Origin of the sequence: Bradyrhizobium genosp. SA-4 str. CB756 (assembly GCF_000473125.1) — a bacterium.
Classification (GTDB): domain Bacteria; phylum Pseudomonadota; class Alphaproteobacteria; order Rhizobiales; family Xanthobacteraceae; genus Bradyrhizobium; species Bradyrhizobium arachidis.
The window spans coordinates 9,008,441-9,024,313 of the sequence record NZ_KI421499.1; the positions used below are offsets into that span (position 1 = coordinate 9,008,441).

General features: G+C 65.7%; 13 protein-coding genes. 9 read left to right on the forward strand and 4 right to left on the reverse strand.

The window, feature by feature from the left end:
* Positions 1–90 precede the first annotated feature (90 nt).
* Positions 91–489, reverse strand: coding sequence for an MAPEG family protein (locus BRAGE_RS0143480; RefSeq protein WP_027562900.1), 399 nt, complete (start codon positions 487–489; stop codon positions 91–93).
* 81 nt (positions 490–570) lie between these two features.
* Between BRAGE_RS0143480 and hemH the strand changes: the two genes are divergently transcribed.
* The 4 genes from hemH to BRAGE_RS0143500 all read left to right on the forward strand — a co-directional run bounded on the left by hemH (position 571) and on the right by BRAGE_RS0143500 (position 4,291).
* A complete protein-coding gene (hemH, locus tag BRAGE_RS0143485) occupies positions 571–1,608 on the forward strand; it encodes a ferrochelatase (protein ID WP_027562901.1) in 1,038 nt (345 codons plus the stop codon).
* Between the two features lie 11 nt (positions 1,609–1,619).
* Entirely contained in the window at positions 1,620–2,588 is a 969-nt protein-coding gene (locus BRAGE_RS0143490) for an ABC transporter substrate-binding protein (protein WP_027562902.1), read from the forward strand.
* 239 nt (positions 2,589–2,827) lie between these two features.
* Positions 2,828–3,826 carry an SPFH domain-containing protein gene (locus tag BRAGE_RS0143495; protein ID WP_027562903.1) on the forward strand — a complete coding sequence of 333 codons (999 nt, stop codon included), beginning with the start codon at positions 2,828–2,830 and terminating at the stop codon, positions 3,824–3,826.
* 21 nt (positions 3,827–3,847) lie between these two features.
* Positions 3,848–4,291, forward strand: a complete 444-nt coding sequence (locus BRAGE_RS0143500) for an NfeD family protein (RefSeq protein ID WP_027562904.1) — start codon at positions 3,848–3,850, stop codon at positions 4,289–4,291.
* A 129-nt stretch (positions 4,292–4,420) separates the two neighbouring features.
* On the opposite strand, the gene BRAGE_RS51205 is transcribed toward BRAGE_RS0143500, so the two are convergent.
* Positions 4,421–4,786: a winged helix-turn-helix transcriptional regulator gene (locus BRAGE_RS51205; protein WP_051378331.1), complete on the reverse strand. Its 366-nt coding sequence runs from the start codon at positions 4,784–4,786 to the stop codon at positions 4,421–4,423.
* A 72-nt stretch (positions 4,787–4,858) separates the two neighbouring features.
* Between BRAGE_RS51205 and BRAGE_RS0143510 the strand changes: the two genes are divergently transcribed.
* Positions 4,859–5,410: a carboxymuconolactone decarboxylase family protein gene (locus BRAGE_RS0143510; RefSeq protein WP_027562905.1), complete on the forward strand. Its 552-nt coding sequence runs from the start codon at positions 4,859–4,861 to the stop codon at positions 5,408–5,410.
* A 36-nt stretch (positions 5,411–5,446) separates the two neighbouring features.
* On the opposite strand, the gene BRAGE_RS0143515 is transcribed toward BRAGE_RS0143510, so the two are convergent.
* Positions 5,447–6,394 carry an alpha/beta hydrolase gene (locus tag BRAGE_RS0143515; RefSeq protein WP_027562906.1) on the reverse strand — a complete coding sequence of 316 codons (948 nt, stop codon included), beginning with the start codon at positions 6,392–6,394 and terminating at the stop codon, positions 5,447–5,449.
* A gap of 222 nt (positions 6,395–6,616) precedes the next feature.
* On the opposite strand from BRAGE_RS0143515, the gene BRAGE_RS0143520 reads away from it, so the two are divergent.
* Positions 6,617–7,084: an Hsp20 family protein gene (locus BRAGE_RS0143520; protein WP_027562907.1), complete on the forward strand. Its 468-nt coding sequence runs from the start codon at positions 6,617–6,619 to the stop codon at positions 7,082–7,084.
* Positions 7,085–7,232: 148 nt separating this feature from the next.
* Positions 7,233–8,003: an alpha/beta fold hydrolase gene (locus tag BRAGE_RS0143525; RefSeq protein WP_027562908.1), complete on the forward strand. Its 771-nt coding sequence runs from the start codon at positions 7,233–7,235 to the stop codon at positions 8,001–8,003.
* Positions 8,004–8,242: 239 nt separating this feature from the next.
* Here the strand turns inward: BRAGE_RS0143525 and BRAGE_RS0143530 are convergent, their stop codons facing one another.
* Positions 8,243–9,010 carry a hypothetical protein gene (locus BRAGE_RS0143530; RefSeq protein ID WP_027562909.1) on the reverse strand — a complete coding sequence of 256 codons (768 nt, stop codon included), beginning with the start codon at positions 9,008–9,010 and terminating at the stop codon, positions 8,243–8,245.
* Positions 9,011–9,502: 492 nt separating this feature from the next.
* Here BRAGE_RS0143530 and gltB point away from each other — a divergent pair, with 492 nt between their 5' ends.
* A complete protein-coding gene (gene gltB, locus BRAGE_RS0143535; protein ID WP_027562910.1) occupies positions 9,503–14,236 on the forward strand; it encodes a glutamate synthase large subunit in 4,734 nt (1,577 codons plus the stop codon).
* A 142-nt stretch (positions 14,237–14,378) separates the two neighbouring features.
* Positions 14,379–15,830: a glutamate synthase subunit beta gene (locus BRAGE_RS0143540; protein WP_027562911.1), complete on the forward strand. Its 1,452-nt coding sequence runs from the start codon at positions 14,379–14,381 to the stop codon at positions 15,828–15,830.
* Positions 15,831–15,873 lie beyond the last annotated feature (43 nt).

Sequence of the window (15,873 nt, forward strand, 5' to 3'; positions counted from 1 at the left end):
CATTTCACGGCACGGTAACGTGTGGCCTTCTGGGTCCCGGCCCTGCGGAGCAGCGCAAGAGCGCTGCACCGCGTCGGGGACACGGCACCTTCACACCGGCAAAAACCTCATCAGCGCCGGCATGAAGAAGATCCCGAGATTGATCGCGAAGCCGATGCTCCAGAGGATCGAGCGCAGCGTCGGGCGGTTGCCGAGATAGGTCAGCACATAGGCGATCCGCACGATCAGGAACAGCACCGCGAGCTCGTCGATCAGGCGCTGCGGCGAATCCCGGAATTCGGCGAGCAGGACGGCGAAGGCGAAGAACGGGAAGGTCTCGATGCCGTTCTGGTGGGCGCCGAGCGCGCGCTGCGCGATGGCGTCCGCATAGAAGGCGGGATCGCGCGGCCGTGAATTGTCGAAGCCGCGAAACCTGATCCATTTGATCGAGACGATCGTCGACAGATAAAGCAGCACCGCTCCGAAGACGCACCATTCCGCGAGTGTCATCTTTCCTCCCCCGCTTGGATGCGACCCTAGCGAAACCCGCCTCATCTTGACAAGTTCGGGGCAACGCGCGACGCAACGGCCATGACGAACGTTGTCCCCATCGAGACTGCGAAGGCGGCCGTGCAGTCCGGCCGCCCGCGGGTCGGCGTGCTCCTGGTCAATCTCGGCACACCCGATACGGCCGATGCGCCCGGCGTGCGGGTCTATCTCAAGGAGTTCCTTTCGGACGCCCGCGTCATCGAGGACCAGGGCCTGATCTGGAAGCTGGTACTGAACGGCATCATCCTGCGCAGCCGCCCGCGCACCAAGGCGCTCGACTACCGGAAGATCTGGAACAATGAGCGCAACGAGTCGCCGCTGAAGACCATCACGCGCTCGCAAGCCGACAAGCTCGCGGCCGCGCTGTCGGACCGCGCGCATGTCGCCGTGGACTGGGCGATGCGCTATGGCAATCCGTCGATCAAGGCGGGCATCGACGCGCTGATCGCCAAAGGCTGCGAGCGCATCCTGGCCGTGCCGCTCTATCCGCAATATTCCGCCTCGACCTCGGCGACCGTCTGCGACGAGGTGTTCCGCGTGCTCGCGCAGCTTCGCAACCAGCCGACGCTGCGGGTGACGCCGCCATACTATGATGACGAGGCCTATATCGAGGCGCTCGCGACCTCGATCGAGACGCATCTGGCGACGTTGTCCTTCAAGCCGGAGCTGATCGTCGCCTCTTTCCACGGCATGCCGAAATCCTATGTCGACAAGGGCGATCCCTATCAGAGCCACTGCATCGCCACGACCGAGGCGCTGCGCCGCCGGCTCGGCATGGACGAGACAAAGCTGCTGCTGACCTTCCAGTCGCGCTTCGGCAATGACGAGTGGCTCCAGCCCTACACCGACAAGACCATGGAGCGGCTGGCGAAAGAAGGCGTGCGCCGGATCGCGGTGGTGACGCCGGGCTTTTCCGCCGATTGCCTCGAGACGTTGGAGGAGATCGCGCAGGAGAACGCCGAGATCTTCAAGCACAATGGCGGCGAAGAGTTTTCCGCGATCCCCTGCCTCAACGACAGTGAGCCCGGGATGGACGTGATCCGCACCCTGGTGCTGCGCGAGCTTCAGGGCTGGATCTGATGGTTCGTCCCGTGAGTCGCCGCGACTGTCTGGCGCTTCTCGGGATGACCGCCGCGCTGCCGACCGCAGTGCTGGCGCAGCAGCCGAACGCAACGCGCCGGCTCGGCGTGCTGTCGGTCATTGCGGGCGATGAGGTGATCGGCCAGACACGCCTGGCCGAGGCGCTCGCCACCCATGGCTGGAAGGAGCAGGATAATCTGAGGGTCGACTGGCGCAGCGGCGCCGGAGATCGCGCGCGCATCGCCCGGCTTGCCGACGAGCTGATCGCGCTCAAGCCCGACGTCCTGCTCGCGCTCGGCACGCCCTCCGTCGAGGAACTGCGTCAGCGCACCACGACGATCCCGATCGTGTTCGCCGTCGTCACCGATCCCGTCAGCCAGGGCTTTGTCAAAAACCTTGCCCATCCCGGCGGCAACATCACCGGCTTCACTGATTACGACGGCCCGCTCGCCGGCAAATGGCTGGAGATGCTGACTCAGGTCACGCCCAGGGTGTCCCGCGTCTTCGTCGTCTACAACCCCGCCACCGCGCCGTTCGCGCCCCTGATGCTGCGCACGGTCGAGGAGGCGGCTCGGACCCTGCACGTGACGGTCGAGCCCGCGCCGATCCATGATGCCGCCGCGATCGCGGCGCTGGCCGCGCGCAAGGAGGGCGGCTTCCTGGTGCTGCCCGATTTCTTCACCATGGCCAATCGGATGCAGCTCCTGGCGGCGATCAGCGAAGCGCACGTGCCGGCGGTGTTCTGGAGCCGCACCTTCGTCGACGACGGCGGGCTGATGTCCTACAGCACTGACAGTGCCGAGCAGTTGCGGCGCGCGGCGTCCTATATCGACCGCATCCTCAAGGGCGCGCAGGCGGCCGACCTCCCGGTTCAGAACCCCACAAAGTTCGAGCTGGCGATCAACCTCAGGACCGCGAGGGCGATCGGCGTCACGGTTGCTCCGGGCCTCATCGCACTCGCGAACGACGTCATCGAATGACGTTCTCGAAACGGACGCCTTGCCGGATTCGTTAATTTTCGTCGGTAGGTCTGCGCCCGCACGCTTTCAAGAGCCCGTTGCAAATACATATCGTGACCATTCCCTCCTTCTCCGTCTTGTGCAGAATTGGGCCGATACCGACGTGAATCGCGACCGCTGAACCGGTAGGGTCGCGCTCCCGACCAATGACGGCGCGGGAGAGGGCTTTCCTGCCTTGTTTTTCCCGCCTTGGAGGAAATATGAGCGGCTTCGACATTTTCGCGATTGTTCTGGTGTTGCTCGTCATCGCCACGCTGCTGGCCGGCGTGAAGACGGTGCCGCAGGGCTATGACTGGACCATCGAGCGGTTCGGCAAATACACGCAGACGCTGAGCCCCGGGCTCAACCTGATCGTGCCCTATTTCGATCGCGTCGGGCGCAAGATCAACATGATGGAGCAGGTGATCGACATTCCCGAGCAGGAGGTCATCACCAAGGACAATGCCACCGTGACGGTGGACGGCGTGGCTTTCTTTCAGGTGTTCGACGCGGCGAAGGCGAGCTACGAGGTCGCCAACCTCACCCAGGCGATCACGGTTCTGACCATGACCAACATCCGCTCGGTGATGGGCTCGATGGATCTGGACCAGGTGCTGTCGCATCGCGACGAGATCAACGAGCGCCTGTTGCGCGTCGTCGACGCTGCGGTCTCGCCCTGGGGCGTCAAGGTCAACCGCATCGAGATCAAGGACATCGTGCCGCCCGCCGATCTCGTCGAGGCGATGGGCCGGCAGATGAAGGCCGAGCGCGTCAAGCGCGCCGACATTCTCGCCGCCGAGGGCCAGCGCCAGTCCGAGATCCTGCGCGCCGAGGGCGCCAAGCAGGGCCAGATTCTCCAGGCCGAGGGCCGCCGCGAGGCCGCCTTCCGCGACGCCGAGGCGCGCGAGCGCCTCGCCGAGGCCGAAGCCAAGGCGACGCTGGCGGTGTCGGAAGCCATCGGCAAGGGCGACGTCGCCGCGCTGAACTATTTCATCGCCGACAAGTATATCAAGGCGTTCGGCCAGTTCGCGGACGCGCCGAACCAGAAGATCATCATGCTGCCGATGGAAGCGACCAGCATGCTCGGCTCGCTCGCCGGCATCGGCGAGATCGCCAAGGCGACGTTCGGGGAGAGTGCCGCATCGGCTACGGCCGCGGCCCGTCGCGGCGGTTCGGTGCCGTCGTCAGGCCCGACGCCGCCGGCCGTGCCGCCGCAGTAGGGCATTTGGAGAGGTCGTGTCATGACCGACATGTTCGCATCGCTCGGCAACTGGAATTGGCTGATCTTCGGCTTCATCCTGATGGCGCTGGAGACGATCGCGCCGGGCGTATTCCTGTTCTGGCTCGGGCTTGCGGCCTTGCTGGTGGGCCTGGTCTCGTTCGTCGTCACGATGTCCTGGCAGATCCAGCTCGTGATGTTCGCGATCTTCGCGGCAGCGGCCGTGCCGGTGTGGCGGCGGCTCGCCCGTCCGAAGCTGGACGCCAGCGCCAGCCCCTTCCTCAACAAGCGCACCGAGGCGCTTCTCGGCCGCGAGTTCACGCTGGAGAAGCCGATCATCGACGGCTCCGGCACGGTCCGCATCGGCGACACCGTGTGGCGCGTCGCCGGCCCCGATACGCCGGCAGGAACGCGGGTGAAGGTGGTGCAGGTGGACGGCGCGAATTTGACCGTGGCGGTGACCTGAGGATTCTTCGCCTCTCCCCGCTTGCGGGGAGAGGCCGGATTGCATCGCAGATGCAATCCGGGTGAGGGGGACTCTCCGCGGGTCCGTGTGTCACCGTCTGCGCGGAGGCTCCCTCTCACCCCGACCCTCTCAGCGCGAGCGCTCGTCGCGGCCCCGCAAGCGGGGAGAGGGGGAAGAGCCCTTCCACCGCTCCGCAAACCGGTGCAGCGGCATGAATGTCTCGCACAACTCCCGCCCGAGCGGTGTCAGCCCGTAACCGCCGCCTTCGCCGAGCTCCACGAAACCCGCCTCGCGCAGCTCCGTCAGCCGCGCCTGCAGCACCGTCGGCGAGGCCTCGTCGCAGGCCGTGCGCAAGCTGCGTGAGGTGAGCGGGACATCGCGCAATTCCCAGAGGATCCGCAGGCTCCAGCGCCGGCCGAGCAGATCGAGCAAGGCCATGATCGGCCGCCCGGTGCGCGAGCCGCGGACATTCCCTGATGCTGCCTTTTTCGCCATCGAATCCCTCTTGCGCGACGCTACATAAAGTGTAGCGTTATGCTACGGTAAATGTAGCAACGGAGACGGCCGATGTCCGAGGTCACACCGCGCATTGCGCCGCTGGAGGCGCCTTATCCACCGGAGATCCAGGCGCAGTTCAACCGCATCATGCGCGGGGCGCCACCGCTGCTGCTGTTCCGGGTGATGGCGGGCAACACCCGCGCCTGGGACAAGTTCCGCGCCGGCGGGCTTCTTGATCCGGGTCCGCTGTCCTTGCGCCAGCGCGAGATCGTGATCGATCGCACCTGCGCGCTGACCCGATGCGAATATGAATGGGGCGTGCATGTCGCGATCTTTGCCGGCCCGGCACGGCTCACCGAGGACGAGATTCGCGCCACCGTGCAAGGCGATGCAGCCTCGCTGTGCTGGTCGCCGGCCGAGCAGGCGCTGATCGCGGCGGTCGATGCGCTGCATCAGCACGCGACCTTGAGTGACGACGAATTCGCCGCGCTCTCGGCGCATTACGATGCGGCGCAGATTCTCGAGATCATGCTTCTGTGCGGCTTCTACCGCACGGTGTCCTATCTGGCGAACGGGCTGAAGCTGCCGCTGGAAGAGAACGCGGCGCGGTTTCCGCAATAGACGTCCTCTCCCGCGGAGCCGGGGAGGGGACTTGCCTCACCCGAACAGCGGCGTGCCCGGCACGAAGGCGTCGAAGGCGGCCCAGAACTGCGAGCGGTAGCGGTCCTGTTCCTGCAGGATCTCGTGCTTGGCCCCGGCGATCACGAGATGCGAGCCGGCCCGCAGATGGTAGGCGAACTCCTCGATTGCCGCGGTCGAGACCACGGTGTCATTCGAAGCGGCCAGCATCAGGATCGGCTGGCGGATCTCGGAGGGGTAGTTCATGCCCTTGAAGGTGTGCATCGCGCGGAACGCGGTGTCGGCCCAGGCCACCGTTGGCGAGGCCAGCCCCAGCGTCGGGTCCTCCTCCAGGATCGCGGCATTGCGCGCATAGCGTACGGGATCGCTCGTCACGGGATTGTTGATGAAGGGATCGAGCCCGGTGAGGCGGTCGCTGCCGCCGGGAACGTAGCGGCCGCCCTGCCCGAGCAGGCGCATCGTCTTGAGCAGCGCGCGCACCGGAAACGAGGTGGTGCGGCCGGGCAGGTCGATCATCGGCGCCGACAGCACCATGCGGTCGAACCAGCGCTTGCCCGCATGCGCCACCCGCAGCAGCACGGTGCCGCCCATGGAGTGGGCGAGCGCGAAGAACGGCGGCGGACAGTCCGGCAGCACCACCTGCTGCACGAAGGCCTCGACGTCGGTTTCGAAATCGGCGAAGTCGCGCACATAGCCCTTGCGCGGATCGCGCAGGCGGCGCGCGGAATGACCCTGGCCGCGCCAGTCGATCATCGCCACCGCAAAGCCGCGGTCGCGCAGGTCGCGCACGGTCTCGAAATATTTCTCGATCTGCTCGCTGCGCCCGGTGAAGACGCAGACCGTGCCCTTGCGGTTCGCCGGCGGAGCCCAGCGCGCAAAGCGCAGCTCGACGCCGTCGGACGTCTTGATCGTGCCGCTGACGCAGTCTTCGGGAACGGGGTTGGACGGAATCGAGACCAGCGTCATGATGGGGAGTGCGTGGGCGCCAAGTGCTGCAAATCAAGGGGCGGGAGCGTCGAAAAGGCGCCAATGCCGCCCTCTTGAACGCCGTCTCGTGCCACCCATATCATTTTCGTGCAGGCCGCTACCAGTGTTTCGGAACCGGAACATCAGGCTGCACACAGACTAAAGCCCGGCCCGATTGGCGGGCGGGTAACCTGAACAGTCGCTCAATGGAGGACTTGAACCATGCGTACCTATGACCTCACCCCGTTTTATCGTTCCACCGTCGGCTTCGACCGCCTCTTCAACCTGCTCGACCAGGCCGGTTCGGACGGCAGCCCCGGTTATCCCCCCTATAACATCGAGCGTACCGGCGAGAATGCCTACCGCATCACCGTTGCGGTCTCCGGCTTCTCCAAGGACGAGCTCTCCATCGTCGCGAAGGAAAACACGCTGACGATCAAGGGCGAGAAAGTCGCCAACGAGAACAGCAAGTCCGAGGTGCTCTATCGCGGCATCGCGGCGCGTGCCTTCGAGCGCGCCTTCCAGCTTGCCGACTTCGTGCAGGTGAAGGATGCCTCGCTCGAGAACGGGCTGCTTCATGTCGATCTCGTGCGCGAGATTCCCGAAGCCAAGAAGCCGCGCCAGATCGCGATCAACGCCGCCGCGCCAAAGGCGCAGGTGATCGAGAACTCGGCCGCGCAAGCCGCCTGAGACAAGCGACCTCCAGGTTGCGAAAACGCCCCGGTGCCCCGGGGCGTTTTTTCATTTTGCATCGCATCACAGAACGGTGAGGACCGTAACGCCGCGGCCTCACGCTCCGTCCTTTGGGCATCGCACCCGAACAAGACGGAAGATGATCATGTCACTTTGGCGCAGCCTTTTCGTCGCCGCGAGCCTTTTGGCGGCTCCGCTCAGCCTCGCTCACGCGCAGACACCGCAAACCGTGAAGGCCAAGAACGTCGTGCTGGTGCACGGCGCCTGGGCTGACGGCTCGAGCTGGTCGGAAGTGATCCCGATCCTCCAGGCCGCCGGCCTCCATGTCACCGCCGTGCAGAACCCGCTGTCGTCGCTTGTGGACTCCGTCGAGGCAACCAAGCGCGCGCTGGCCGAGCAGGACGGGCCGACCGTGCTGGTCGCGCATTCCTGGGGCGGCACCGTGATCAGCCAGGTCGGCACTGATCCGAAGGTCACCGGCCTCGTCTATGTCGCGGCACGCGCGCCTGATGCGAACGAGGATTTCGTCGCGCTCTCGAAGCAGTTTCCGACCGGCCCGGTGCGCGCCGGTATCGTCGAGCGCGACGGCTACACCAAGCTGTCCGAAGAGTCGTTCCTGAAGTACTTCGCCAACGGCGTGAAGCCGGAGCAGGCGAGGGAGCTCTACGCCGTGCAATGGCCGACGGCCGCCTCGATCTTCGCCGGCCGCACCACGGAAGCCGCGTGGCGCTCCAGGCCGAGCTGGTACGCAGTGTCGAAGAACGACTACACCATCAATCCCGATCTCGAACGCTTCCTCGCCAAGCGCATGAACGCCACCACCGTCGAGCTCGATGCCGGCCACCTCTCGCTGGTGTCGCATCCGAAGGAGGTCGCGAATCTGATCCTGGAAGCCGCGGGGTATCCGCGGAGCTGAGGTGATTGCGTGAGTGCAAAAGGCGCCTGCAATCTCAGGCGCCTTTTGTCTTGCTCCACTATCTCCCCGCCGTCGTCCCTGCGAACGCAGGGACCCATAACCTCAGGGAGCAGTTTGGCGATGATTCGGAGTTCGGGACTCGCTCCTCATCCCCACCGATCAATCACGCGGTATGGGTCCCTGCGTTCGCAGGGACGACACCGTTTGTGTGGTCATCCCATCGCATCTAACGCGCAGCGCTAATCCAGCCCCTGCGCGGCCGGCATGTCCTGCGTCGGTAGGATGGTCGGAGCAGGCTTGGCTTGCCCGACGGTCGGAACTGCGGCTTGCGGCGCCGTCTCGGCGGGTTTTGGCTGCGCGGCCGCCGTCTGCTGCTGCTGCGGAGCCTGAGCCTGCGGCGCCACCGGCTCGGCGTGCTTCACTGCCGCGGCCGGCGCCTCGGCGCGCTGTGGCGCGGCCTTGGGCAGCGGCACGGTGCGGCTGGCGACATGCGGGATCGGGGCGGGCGGACGCGGCGGTCCGCCACGGACCATGGTCGGCGGCGGCAGTGCGCTTTGCGGGCGGTAAGGTGCAACCGCGGGCTCTTCATACGAAGGCGCCATGCCATAGGCATCGGCGGCCGGCATGAAGCGGATGATCCGGCCGTCCCGGGCGTCGATCACGAGCCGGCCGTCATCGCCATGGCGGTCGATCACCGCGATGGTGTAGACGCTGCCGCGCAGGCGCGGGATGCCGAGCGGCGAGAAGCCGTTCTCGCGCAGCACGGCGTAAACCTCGGTGGGCGGCAGCAGCACCGGGGCAGGCCCGCGCTCCTCATAGCCATAGCCATAGCCATAGCCGTAACGCGGCGGCGGTGGCGGCGCGTCCGGCGGGGCATAGGGCCCGTCGAAATCCGACACGGCGATCATGGCTCCGCCGCCGCTTCCGTTCGCCGGAACCTGCGCTTGCACCCCGGTCGCAGCCATCGCCAGCGCGGCGGCGGCCACACATCCTGTGAAAAACTTCATGGTCGACACGCTCCTGTCAGGGCCCCGGATGCTCGTGCTCTTTCGCTTCTTGCGGCGTGACGCGCCTTCCGAAGGGCCGATCCGAAGCTTCATTTGCGATTTCGGCGCGGCTTGGGCCGGATCAGGGCGCGTTTGCTTCAAAACCGGGGCTGCGCAACTTTCGGAAAGCGATTGATTGACTTATCGGGAATCGGGACTTCCACGCGCTTGTGTGCTAGACAAAAATTTGGCAAGGTGATGGTTAGGACAGGAAGACTGTCTCAATTTTGCTCGCGGTTCCGGCACAGGGATTGCAGCGAAAGCTGGCACTTTCGAGCGCCAGGAAGGTACCAGGCAAAGCCGTTCTCGGGGACGTAGAACGCCTAGGCCTGAATTTAAGAAAATGCGGCTCGCAAGCGGACGAGCGGTGACCCAGAGGCGGGTGCCGCGGAACGCCCAAGGTGCGCCGAAGATGGCGGTGAGACAGCTTGCCGCACGGAGAGGACAGGAACAATGAACGGGTCGCAATTCGAGCGCGCAAACATCGTGGCAGAACAGCTGTCGGCGACGGTCGCCTCGAAACCGGCCGATCCGATTCAGGAGCACAATTCCCGTCCGGCCGCTGAAGGCCTCTACGATCCGAGCCTGGAGAAGGACAGCTGCGGCGTCGGCTTCATCGCCAACATCAAGGGCAAGAAGTCCCACGAGATCGTCTCCGACGCGCTGAGCATCCTCTGCAATCTCGAGCATCGCGGCGCTGTCGGCGCCGACCCGCGCGCTGGTGACGGCGCCGGCATTCTGGTGCAGATCCCGCACGCCTTCTTCAGCCGCAAGGCCAAGGAGCTCGGCTTCGCGTTGCCGGCTCCGGGCGAATACGCCATCGGCGCGCTGTTCATGCCGCGCGACACCGCCTGGCGCAACGTCATCAAGAGCATCATCGCCGACCAGATCAAGGAAGAGGGGCTGACCCTGCTCGGCTGGCGCGACGTGCCGACCGACAATTCCTCGCTCGGCGTCACCGTGAAGCCGACCGAGCCCGCGTGCATGCAGGTGTTCATCGGCCGCAACGGCGTTGCCAAGACCGAGGACGATTTCGAGCGCCGGCTCTACATCCTGCGCAAGTCGATCTCGCAGGCGATCTACCAGCGCCGCGACCGCGGCCTTGCCGGCTACTATCCCTGCTCGATGTCCTGCCGCACCGTGATCTACAAGGGCATGTTCCTCGCCGACCAGCTCGGCAAGTACTATCCCGATTTGCACGAGAAGGACTTCGAGAGCGCGCTCGCGCTCGTTCACCAGCGCTTCTCGACCAACACCTTCCCGGCCTGGTCGCTGGCGCACCCGTACCGCATGATCGCGCATAACGGCGAGATCAACACGCTGCGCGGCAACACCAACTGGATGGCGGCGCGCCAGGCCTCGGTGAGCTCCGAGCTCTACGGCAAGGACATCAACCGCCTCTGGCCCATCTCTTATGAAGGCCAGTCCGACACGGCCTGCTTCGACAACGCGCTCGAATTCCTGGTGCAGGGCGGCTACTCGCTGCCGCACGCCGTCGTGATGATGATTCCGGAGGCGTGGGCCGGCAATCCCCTGATGGATGAGAAGCGCCGCGCCTTCTACGAATATCATGCCGCGCTGATGGAGCCGTGGGACGGCCCCGCCGCGATCGCCTTCACCGACGGCCGCCAGATCGGCGCCACGCTCGACCGCAACGGATTGCGGCCGGCGCGCTATCTCGTGACCAAGGACGACCGCATCGTGATGGCGTCCGAGATGGGCGTGCTGACGATCCCCGAGGATCAGATCATCACCAAGTGGCGCCTGCAGCCCGGCAAGATGCTGCTGGTCGATCTCGAGCAGGGCCGTCTTATCCCCGACGACGAGATCAAGGCCGAGCTCGCCAAGAGCCATCCCTACAAGGAGTGGTTGGAGCGGACCCAGATCGTGCTGGAGGAGCTGCCGAAGGTCCCGACCACCGGCGTGCGCTCGAACCTGTCGCTGCTCGATCGCCAGCAGGCGTTCGGCTACAGCCAGGAAGACATCACCATCCTGATGACGCCGATGGCGGCCACGGGCGAGGAGGCAGCCGGCTCGATGGGCAACGACACGCCGATCTCGGCGCTGTCGGACAAGGCCAAGCCGCTGTTCACCTACTTCAAGCAGAATTTCGCGCAGGTCACCAACCCGCCGATCGACCCGATCCGCGAGGAGCTGGTGATGAGCCTCGTCTCGATCATCGGGCCGCGGCCGAACCTGTTCGACCTGCAGGGCATGGCCACGACCAAGCGCCTCGAAGTGCGCCAGCCGATCCTGACCGATGCGGATCTGGAAAAAATCCGCTCGATCTCTGATGTCGCCGAATCGCACTTCAAGTCGCGCACGCTGGACACCACCTTCCACGCCGGCCTCGGCGCGGCGGGCATGGACCAGGTGCTCGACGAGCTCTGCGCGCGGGCCGAGAGCGCGGTGCGCGAGGGCGTCAACATCATCATCCTGTCCGACCGCATGGTCGGCACCGACCGCGTGCCGATCCCGGCACTGCTGGCCTGCGCCGCCGTGCATCATCATCTGATCCGCGTCGGACTGCGCACCTCGGTCGGTCTCGTCGTCGAGTCCGGCGAGCCGCGCGAAGTGCATCACTTCGCCTGCCTTGCCGGCTACGGCGCCGAAGCGATCAATCCTTACCTCGCATTCGAGACCATCATCGCGATGAAGGACCGCCTGCCCGGCTCGCTCGACGACTACGAGATCGTCAAGCGCTACATCAAGTCGATTGGCAAGGGCCTGCTCAAGGTGATGTCCAAGATGGGCATCTCGACCTACCAGTCCTATTGCGGCGCGCAGATCTTTGACGCGGTCGGCCTCAAGGCGGACTTCGTGTCGAAGTTCTTCGCGGGCACGCATACCCGTGTCGAAGGCGTCGGCCTTGCCGAGATCGCCGAGGAAGCCGTGCGCCGCCATGCCGACGCGTTCGGCGAGGCGCAGGTCTACAAGACCTCGCTCGACGTCGGCGGCGAATATGCCTATCGCAGCCGCGGCGAGGACCATGCCTGGACCGCCGAATCGGTGTCGCTGCTCCAGCACGCCGCGCGCGGCAATTCGCAGGAGCGCTACCGCGCCTTCGCCAAGATCCTCAACGAGCAGTCGGAGCGCCTGCTGACGCTGCGCGGCCTGTTCCGGATCAAGAACGCCGATGAAGAGAAGCGCAAGCCTGTGCCGCTCGACCAGGTCGAGCCGGCCAAGGACATCGTCAAGCGCTTCGCCACCGGTGCGATGAGCTTCGGCTCGATCTCGCGCGAGGCCCACACCACGCTCGCGATCGCCATGAACCGGATCGGCGGCAAGTCGAACACCGGTGAAGGCGGCGAGGAAGCCGACCGCTTCAAGCCGATGCCGAACGGCGATTCCATGCGTTCGGCGATCAAGCAGGTCGCCTCGGGCCGCTTCGGCGTCACCACGGAGTATCTCGTCAACTCCGACATGATGCAGATCAAGATGGCGCAGGGCGCCAAGCCCGGCGAGGGCGGCCAGCTGCCCGGCCACAAGGTCGACGCGACCATCGCCAAGGTGCGTCACTCGACGCCGGGCGTCGGCCTGATCTCGCCGCCGCCGCACCACGACATCTACTCGATCGAGGACCTCGCGCAGCTCATCTACGATCTCAAGAACGTCAACCCGACGGGCGACGTCTCGGTCAAGCTGGTCTCCGAGATCGGCGTCGGCACGGTCGCCGCGGGCGTTGCCAAGGCGCGCGCCGACCATGTCACCATCGCGGGCTTCGAGGGCGGCACTGGCGCTTCACCGCTGACCTCGATCAAGCACGCCGGCTCGCCCTGGGAGATCGGCCTTGCCGAAACCCACCAGACCCTGGTGCGCGAGCGGCTGCGCAGCCGCATCGTGGTCCAGGTCGACGGCGGCTTCCGCACCGGGCGTGACGTCGTGATCGGCGCGCTGCTCGGGGCCGACGAGTTCGGCTTCGCCACTGCGCCCCTGATCGCGGCCGGCTGTATCATGATGCGCAAGTGCCATCTCAACACCTGCCCGGTCGGCGTCGCCACCCAGGACCCCGTCCTGCGCAAGCGCTTCACCGGCCAGCCCGAGCACGTGATCAACTACTTCTTCTTCGTCGCCGAGGAAGTCCGCGAGATCATGGCTTCGCTCGGCTTCCGCACCTTCAACGAGATGATCGGCCAGGTTCAGCTGCTCGACCAGACCAGGCTGGTCGCGCACTGGAAGGCCAAGGGCCTCGACTTCTCGAAGCTGTTCGTCAAGCAGAAGGAAGAGAAGGGCCAGAAGATCTATCACTCCGAGCGCCAGAACCATCATCTGGAAGCGGTGCTCGACCGCGCGCTGATCGAGAAGGCGACGCCTGCGCTCGACCGCGGCGCGCCGGTGAAGATCGAGGCCACGATCAACAGCACCAACCGCTCCGCCGGCGCGATGCTGTCGGGCGCGGTCGCCAAGATCTACGGCCATGCCGGCCTTCCGCACGACACCATCCATGTCGGCCTCAAGGGCACCGCCGGCCAGGCCTTCGGCGCCTGGCTCGCGCACGGCGTCACCTTCGAGCTCGAGGGCGAAGCCAACGACTATGTCGGCAAGGGCCTCTCCGGCGGCAAGATCATCGTCAAGCCGCCGCGGAACGGCGGCATCGTGCCGGAAGAGAGCATCATCGTCGGCAACACCGTGATGTACGGCGCGATCGAGGGCGAGTGCTACTTCCGCGGCATCGCCGGCGAGCGCTTCGCCGTGCGCAACTCGGGCGCCGTCGCGGTGGTCGAGGGCGCGGGCGATCATTGCTGCGAATACATGACCGGCGGCATCGTGGTCGTGCTCGGCAAGACCGGGCGCAATTTCGCGGCCGGCATGTCGGGCGGCATTGCCTATGTGCTGGACGAGACCGGCGACTTCGACAAGCTGTGCAACCTCAGCATGGTCGAGCTCGAGCCGGTCTTGTCGGAAGAGCTGATCAACGCCGGCACCTACAATCACGCCGGTGACCTCGAAGCGCACGGCCGGGTCGACGTGTTCCAGAACCTGCTCGATTCCGACGTCGAGCGTCTGCACGTCCTGATCACGCGCCATGCGAAAGCGACCGGCTCCCGGCGCGCCGCCGAGATCCTTGCCAATTGGAAGGACTGGCTGCCCAAATTCCGCAAGGTGATGCCGGTCGAGTACCGGCGCGCACTGCGCGAGATGGCCGCCAACGCGGACGCCGAGCCGAAAATCGCGATCGGGGCGTAATTCTCACCTCGCGTCATTCCGGGGCGCGCAAAGCGCGAACCCGGAATCTCGCAAAGATAACCTCCAGGTTCCGGGTCTGCGCGCGGCGCGCGCATCCCGGAACGACGGGAAAGAAAACTAAGCGGCAGGGACTTCGAGTTTAATGGGCAAGATCACGGGTTTTCTCGAAATCGAACGGCATGACCGCAAGTACACTCCGGTCACCGAGCGCGTGAAGCATTACAACGAGTTCGTCGTTCCCTTGAGCGAGAAGGAAGTGCGCGACCAGGCCGCGCGCTGCATGAACTGCGGCATTCCCTATTGCCACGGCACCGGCTCGGTCGCGCCCGGCACGCCCGGCTGCCCGGTCAACAACCAGATCCCCGACTGGAACGACCTCGTCTATCAGGGCAATTGGGAAGAAGCCTCGCGCAACCTGCACTCGACCAACAATTTCCCCGAATTCACCGGCCGCATCTGTCCTGCGCCGTGCGAAGCGTCCTGCACGCTCAACATCGACGACAACCCGGTCACCATCAAGACCATCGAATGCGCGATCGTCGACCGCGCCTGGGACAATGGCTGGCTGAAGCCCGAGGTCGCCGCCGAGAAGACCGGCAAGAAGGTCGCCGTGATCGGCTCCGGTCCGGCCGGCATGGCCTGCGCGCAGCAGCTCGCGCGCGCCGGTCATGACGTGCATCTGTTCGAGAAGTACGCCAAGGCCGGCGGCCTGCTGCGTTACGGCATTCCCGACTTCAAGATGGAGAAGGGCGTCATCGACCGCCGCGTCAGGCAGATGGAAGGCGAAGGCGTCACCTTCCACTACAACAGCCATGTCGGCGCTGACGGCAATGTCGATCCGCGCGAGATGCTGAACGAATATGACGCGATTGCGCTCACCGGCGGTGCGGAAGCCCCGCGCGATCTGCCGATCCCCGGCCGCGAGCTCGACGGCATCCACTATGCCATGGATTTCCTGCCGCAGCAGAACCGCCGCGTCTCCAATGAGCCGCTGGGTAGCGGCGCCGACATCCTCGCCGGCGGCAAGCACGTCGTCGTCATCGGCGGCGGCGACACCGGATCTGACTGCATCGGCACCTCGCTGCGCCAGGGCGCGCTGTCGGTGACCCAGCTCGAGATCATGGCCGCCCCGCCCGAGCGCGAGAACAAGGGCCTGACCTGGCCGAACTGGCCGCTGAAGATGCGCACCTCCTCCAGCCAGGCCGAAGGCGCCGTCCGCGAATTCGCCGTGCTCACCCAGAAGTTCACGGGCGAGAACGGCAAGGTCAAGAAGCTGCACTGCGTCCGCGTCGACGACAAGTTCAAGCCGATTGCCGGCTCCGAGTTCGAGCTCGACGCCGAGCTCGTCCTGCTCGCCATGGGCTTCGTCCATCCCGTGCACGAGGGTCTGCTCAAGCAGCTCGCGGTCGACCTCGACCCGCGCGGCAACGTCAAGGCCAACACGCTCGACTACCAGACCTCGCGTCCGAACGTGTTCACGGCAGGCGACATGCGCCGCGGCCAGTCGCTGGTGGTGTGGGCGATCCGCGAGGGCCGGCTGTGCGCCCGGTCGATCGACACGTTCCTGATGGGGAAGACGGATCTGCCGCGGTAGGCGCGGCGAGCCCCGCCGCCAGTTCAATAGACGGTGTCATCGC

Excerpts from the sequence above, each read along its gene's own strand:
- BRAGE_RS0143515 (WP_027562906.1), bottom strand. The coding sequence starts at position 6,394 with ATGACGCTGGTCTCGATTCCGTCCAACCCCGTTCCCGAAGACTGCGTC.
- BRAGE_RS0143525 (WP_027562908.1), top strand. The coding sequence starts at position 7,233 with ATGTCACTTTGGCGCAGCCTTTTCGTCGCCGCGAGCCTTTTGGCGGCT.
- BRAGE_RS0143510 (WP_027562905.1), top strand. The coding sequence starts at position 4,859 with ATGTCCGAGGTCACACCGCGCATTGCGCCGCTGGAGGCGCCTTATCCA.
- gltB (WP_027562910.1), top strand. The coding sequence starts at position 9,503 with ATGAACGGGTCGCAATTCGAGCGCGCAAACATCGTGGCAGAACAGCTG.
- BRAGE_RS0143495 (WP_027562903.1), top strand. The coding sequence starts at position 2,828 with ATGAGCGGCTTCGACATTTTCGCGATTGTTCTGGTGTTGCTCGTCATC.
- BRAGE_RS0143530 (WP_027562909.1), bottom strand. The coding sequence starts at position 9,010 with ATGAAGTTTTTCACAGGATGTGTGGCCGCCGCCGCGCTGGCGATGGCT.
- BRAGE_RS0143540 (WP_027562911.1), top strand. The coding sequence starts at position 14,379 with ATGGGCAAGATCACGGGTTTTCTCGAAATCGAACGGCATGACCGCAAG.
- BRAGE_RS51205 (WP_051378331.1), bottom strand. The coding sequence starts at position 4,786 with ATGGCGAAAAAGGCAGCATCAGGGAATGTCCGCGGCTCGCGCACCGGG.
- hemH (WP_027562901.1), top strand. The coding sequence starts at position 571 with ATGACGAACGTTGTCCCCATCGAGACTGCGAAGGCGGCCGTGCAGTCC.
- BRAGE_RS0143520 (WP_027562907.1), top strand. The coding sequence starts at position 6,617 with ATGCGTACCTATGACCTCACCCCGTTTTATCGTTCCACCGTCGGCTTC.
- BRAGE_RS0143480 (WP_027562900.1), bottom strand. The coding sequence starts at position 489 with ATGACACTCGCGGAATGGTGCGTCTTCGGAGCGGTGCTGCTTTATCTG.
- BRAGE_RS0143500 (WP_027562904.1), top strand. The coding sequence starts at position 3,848 with ATGACCGACATGTTCGCATCGCTCGGCAACTGGAATTGGCTGATCTTC.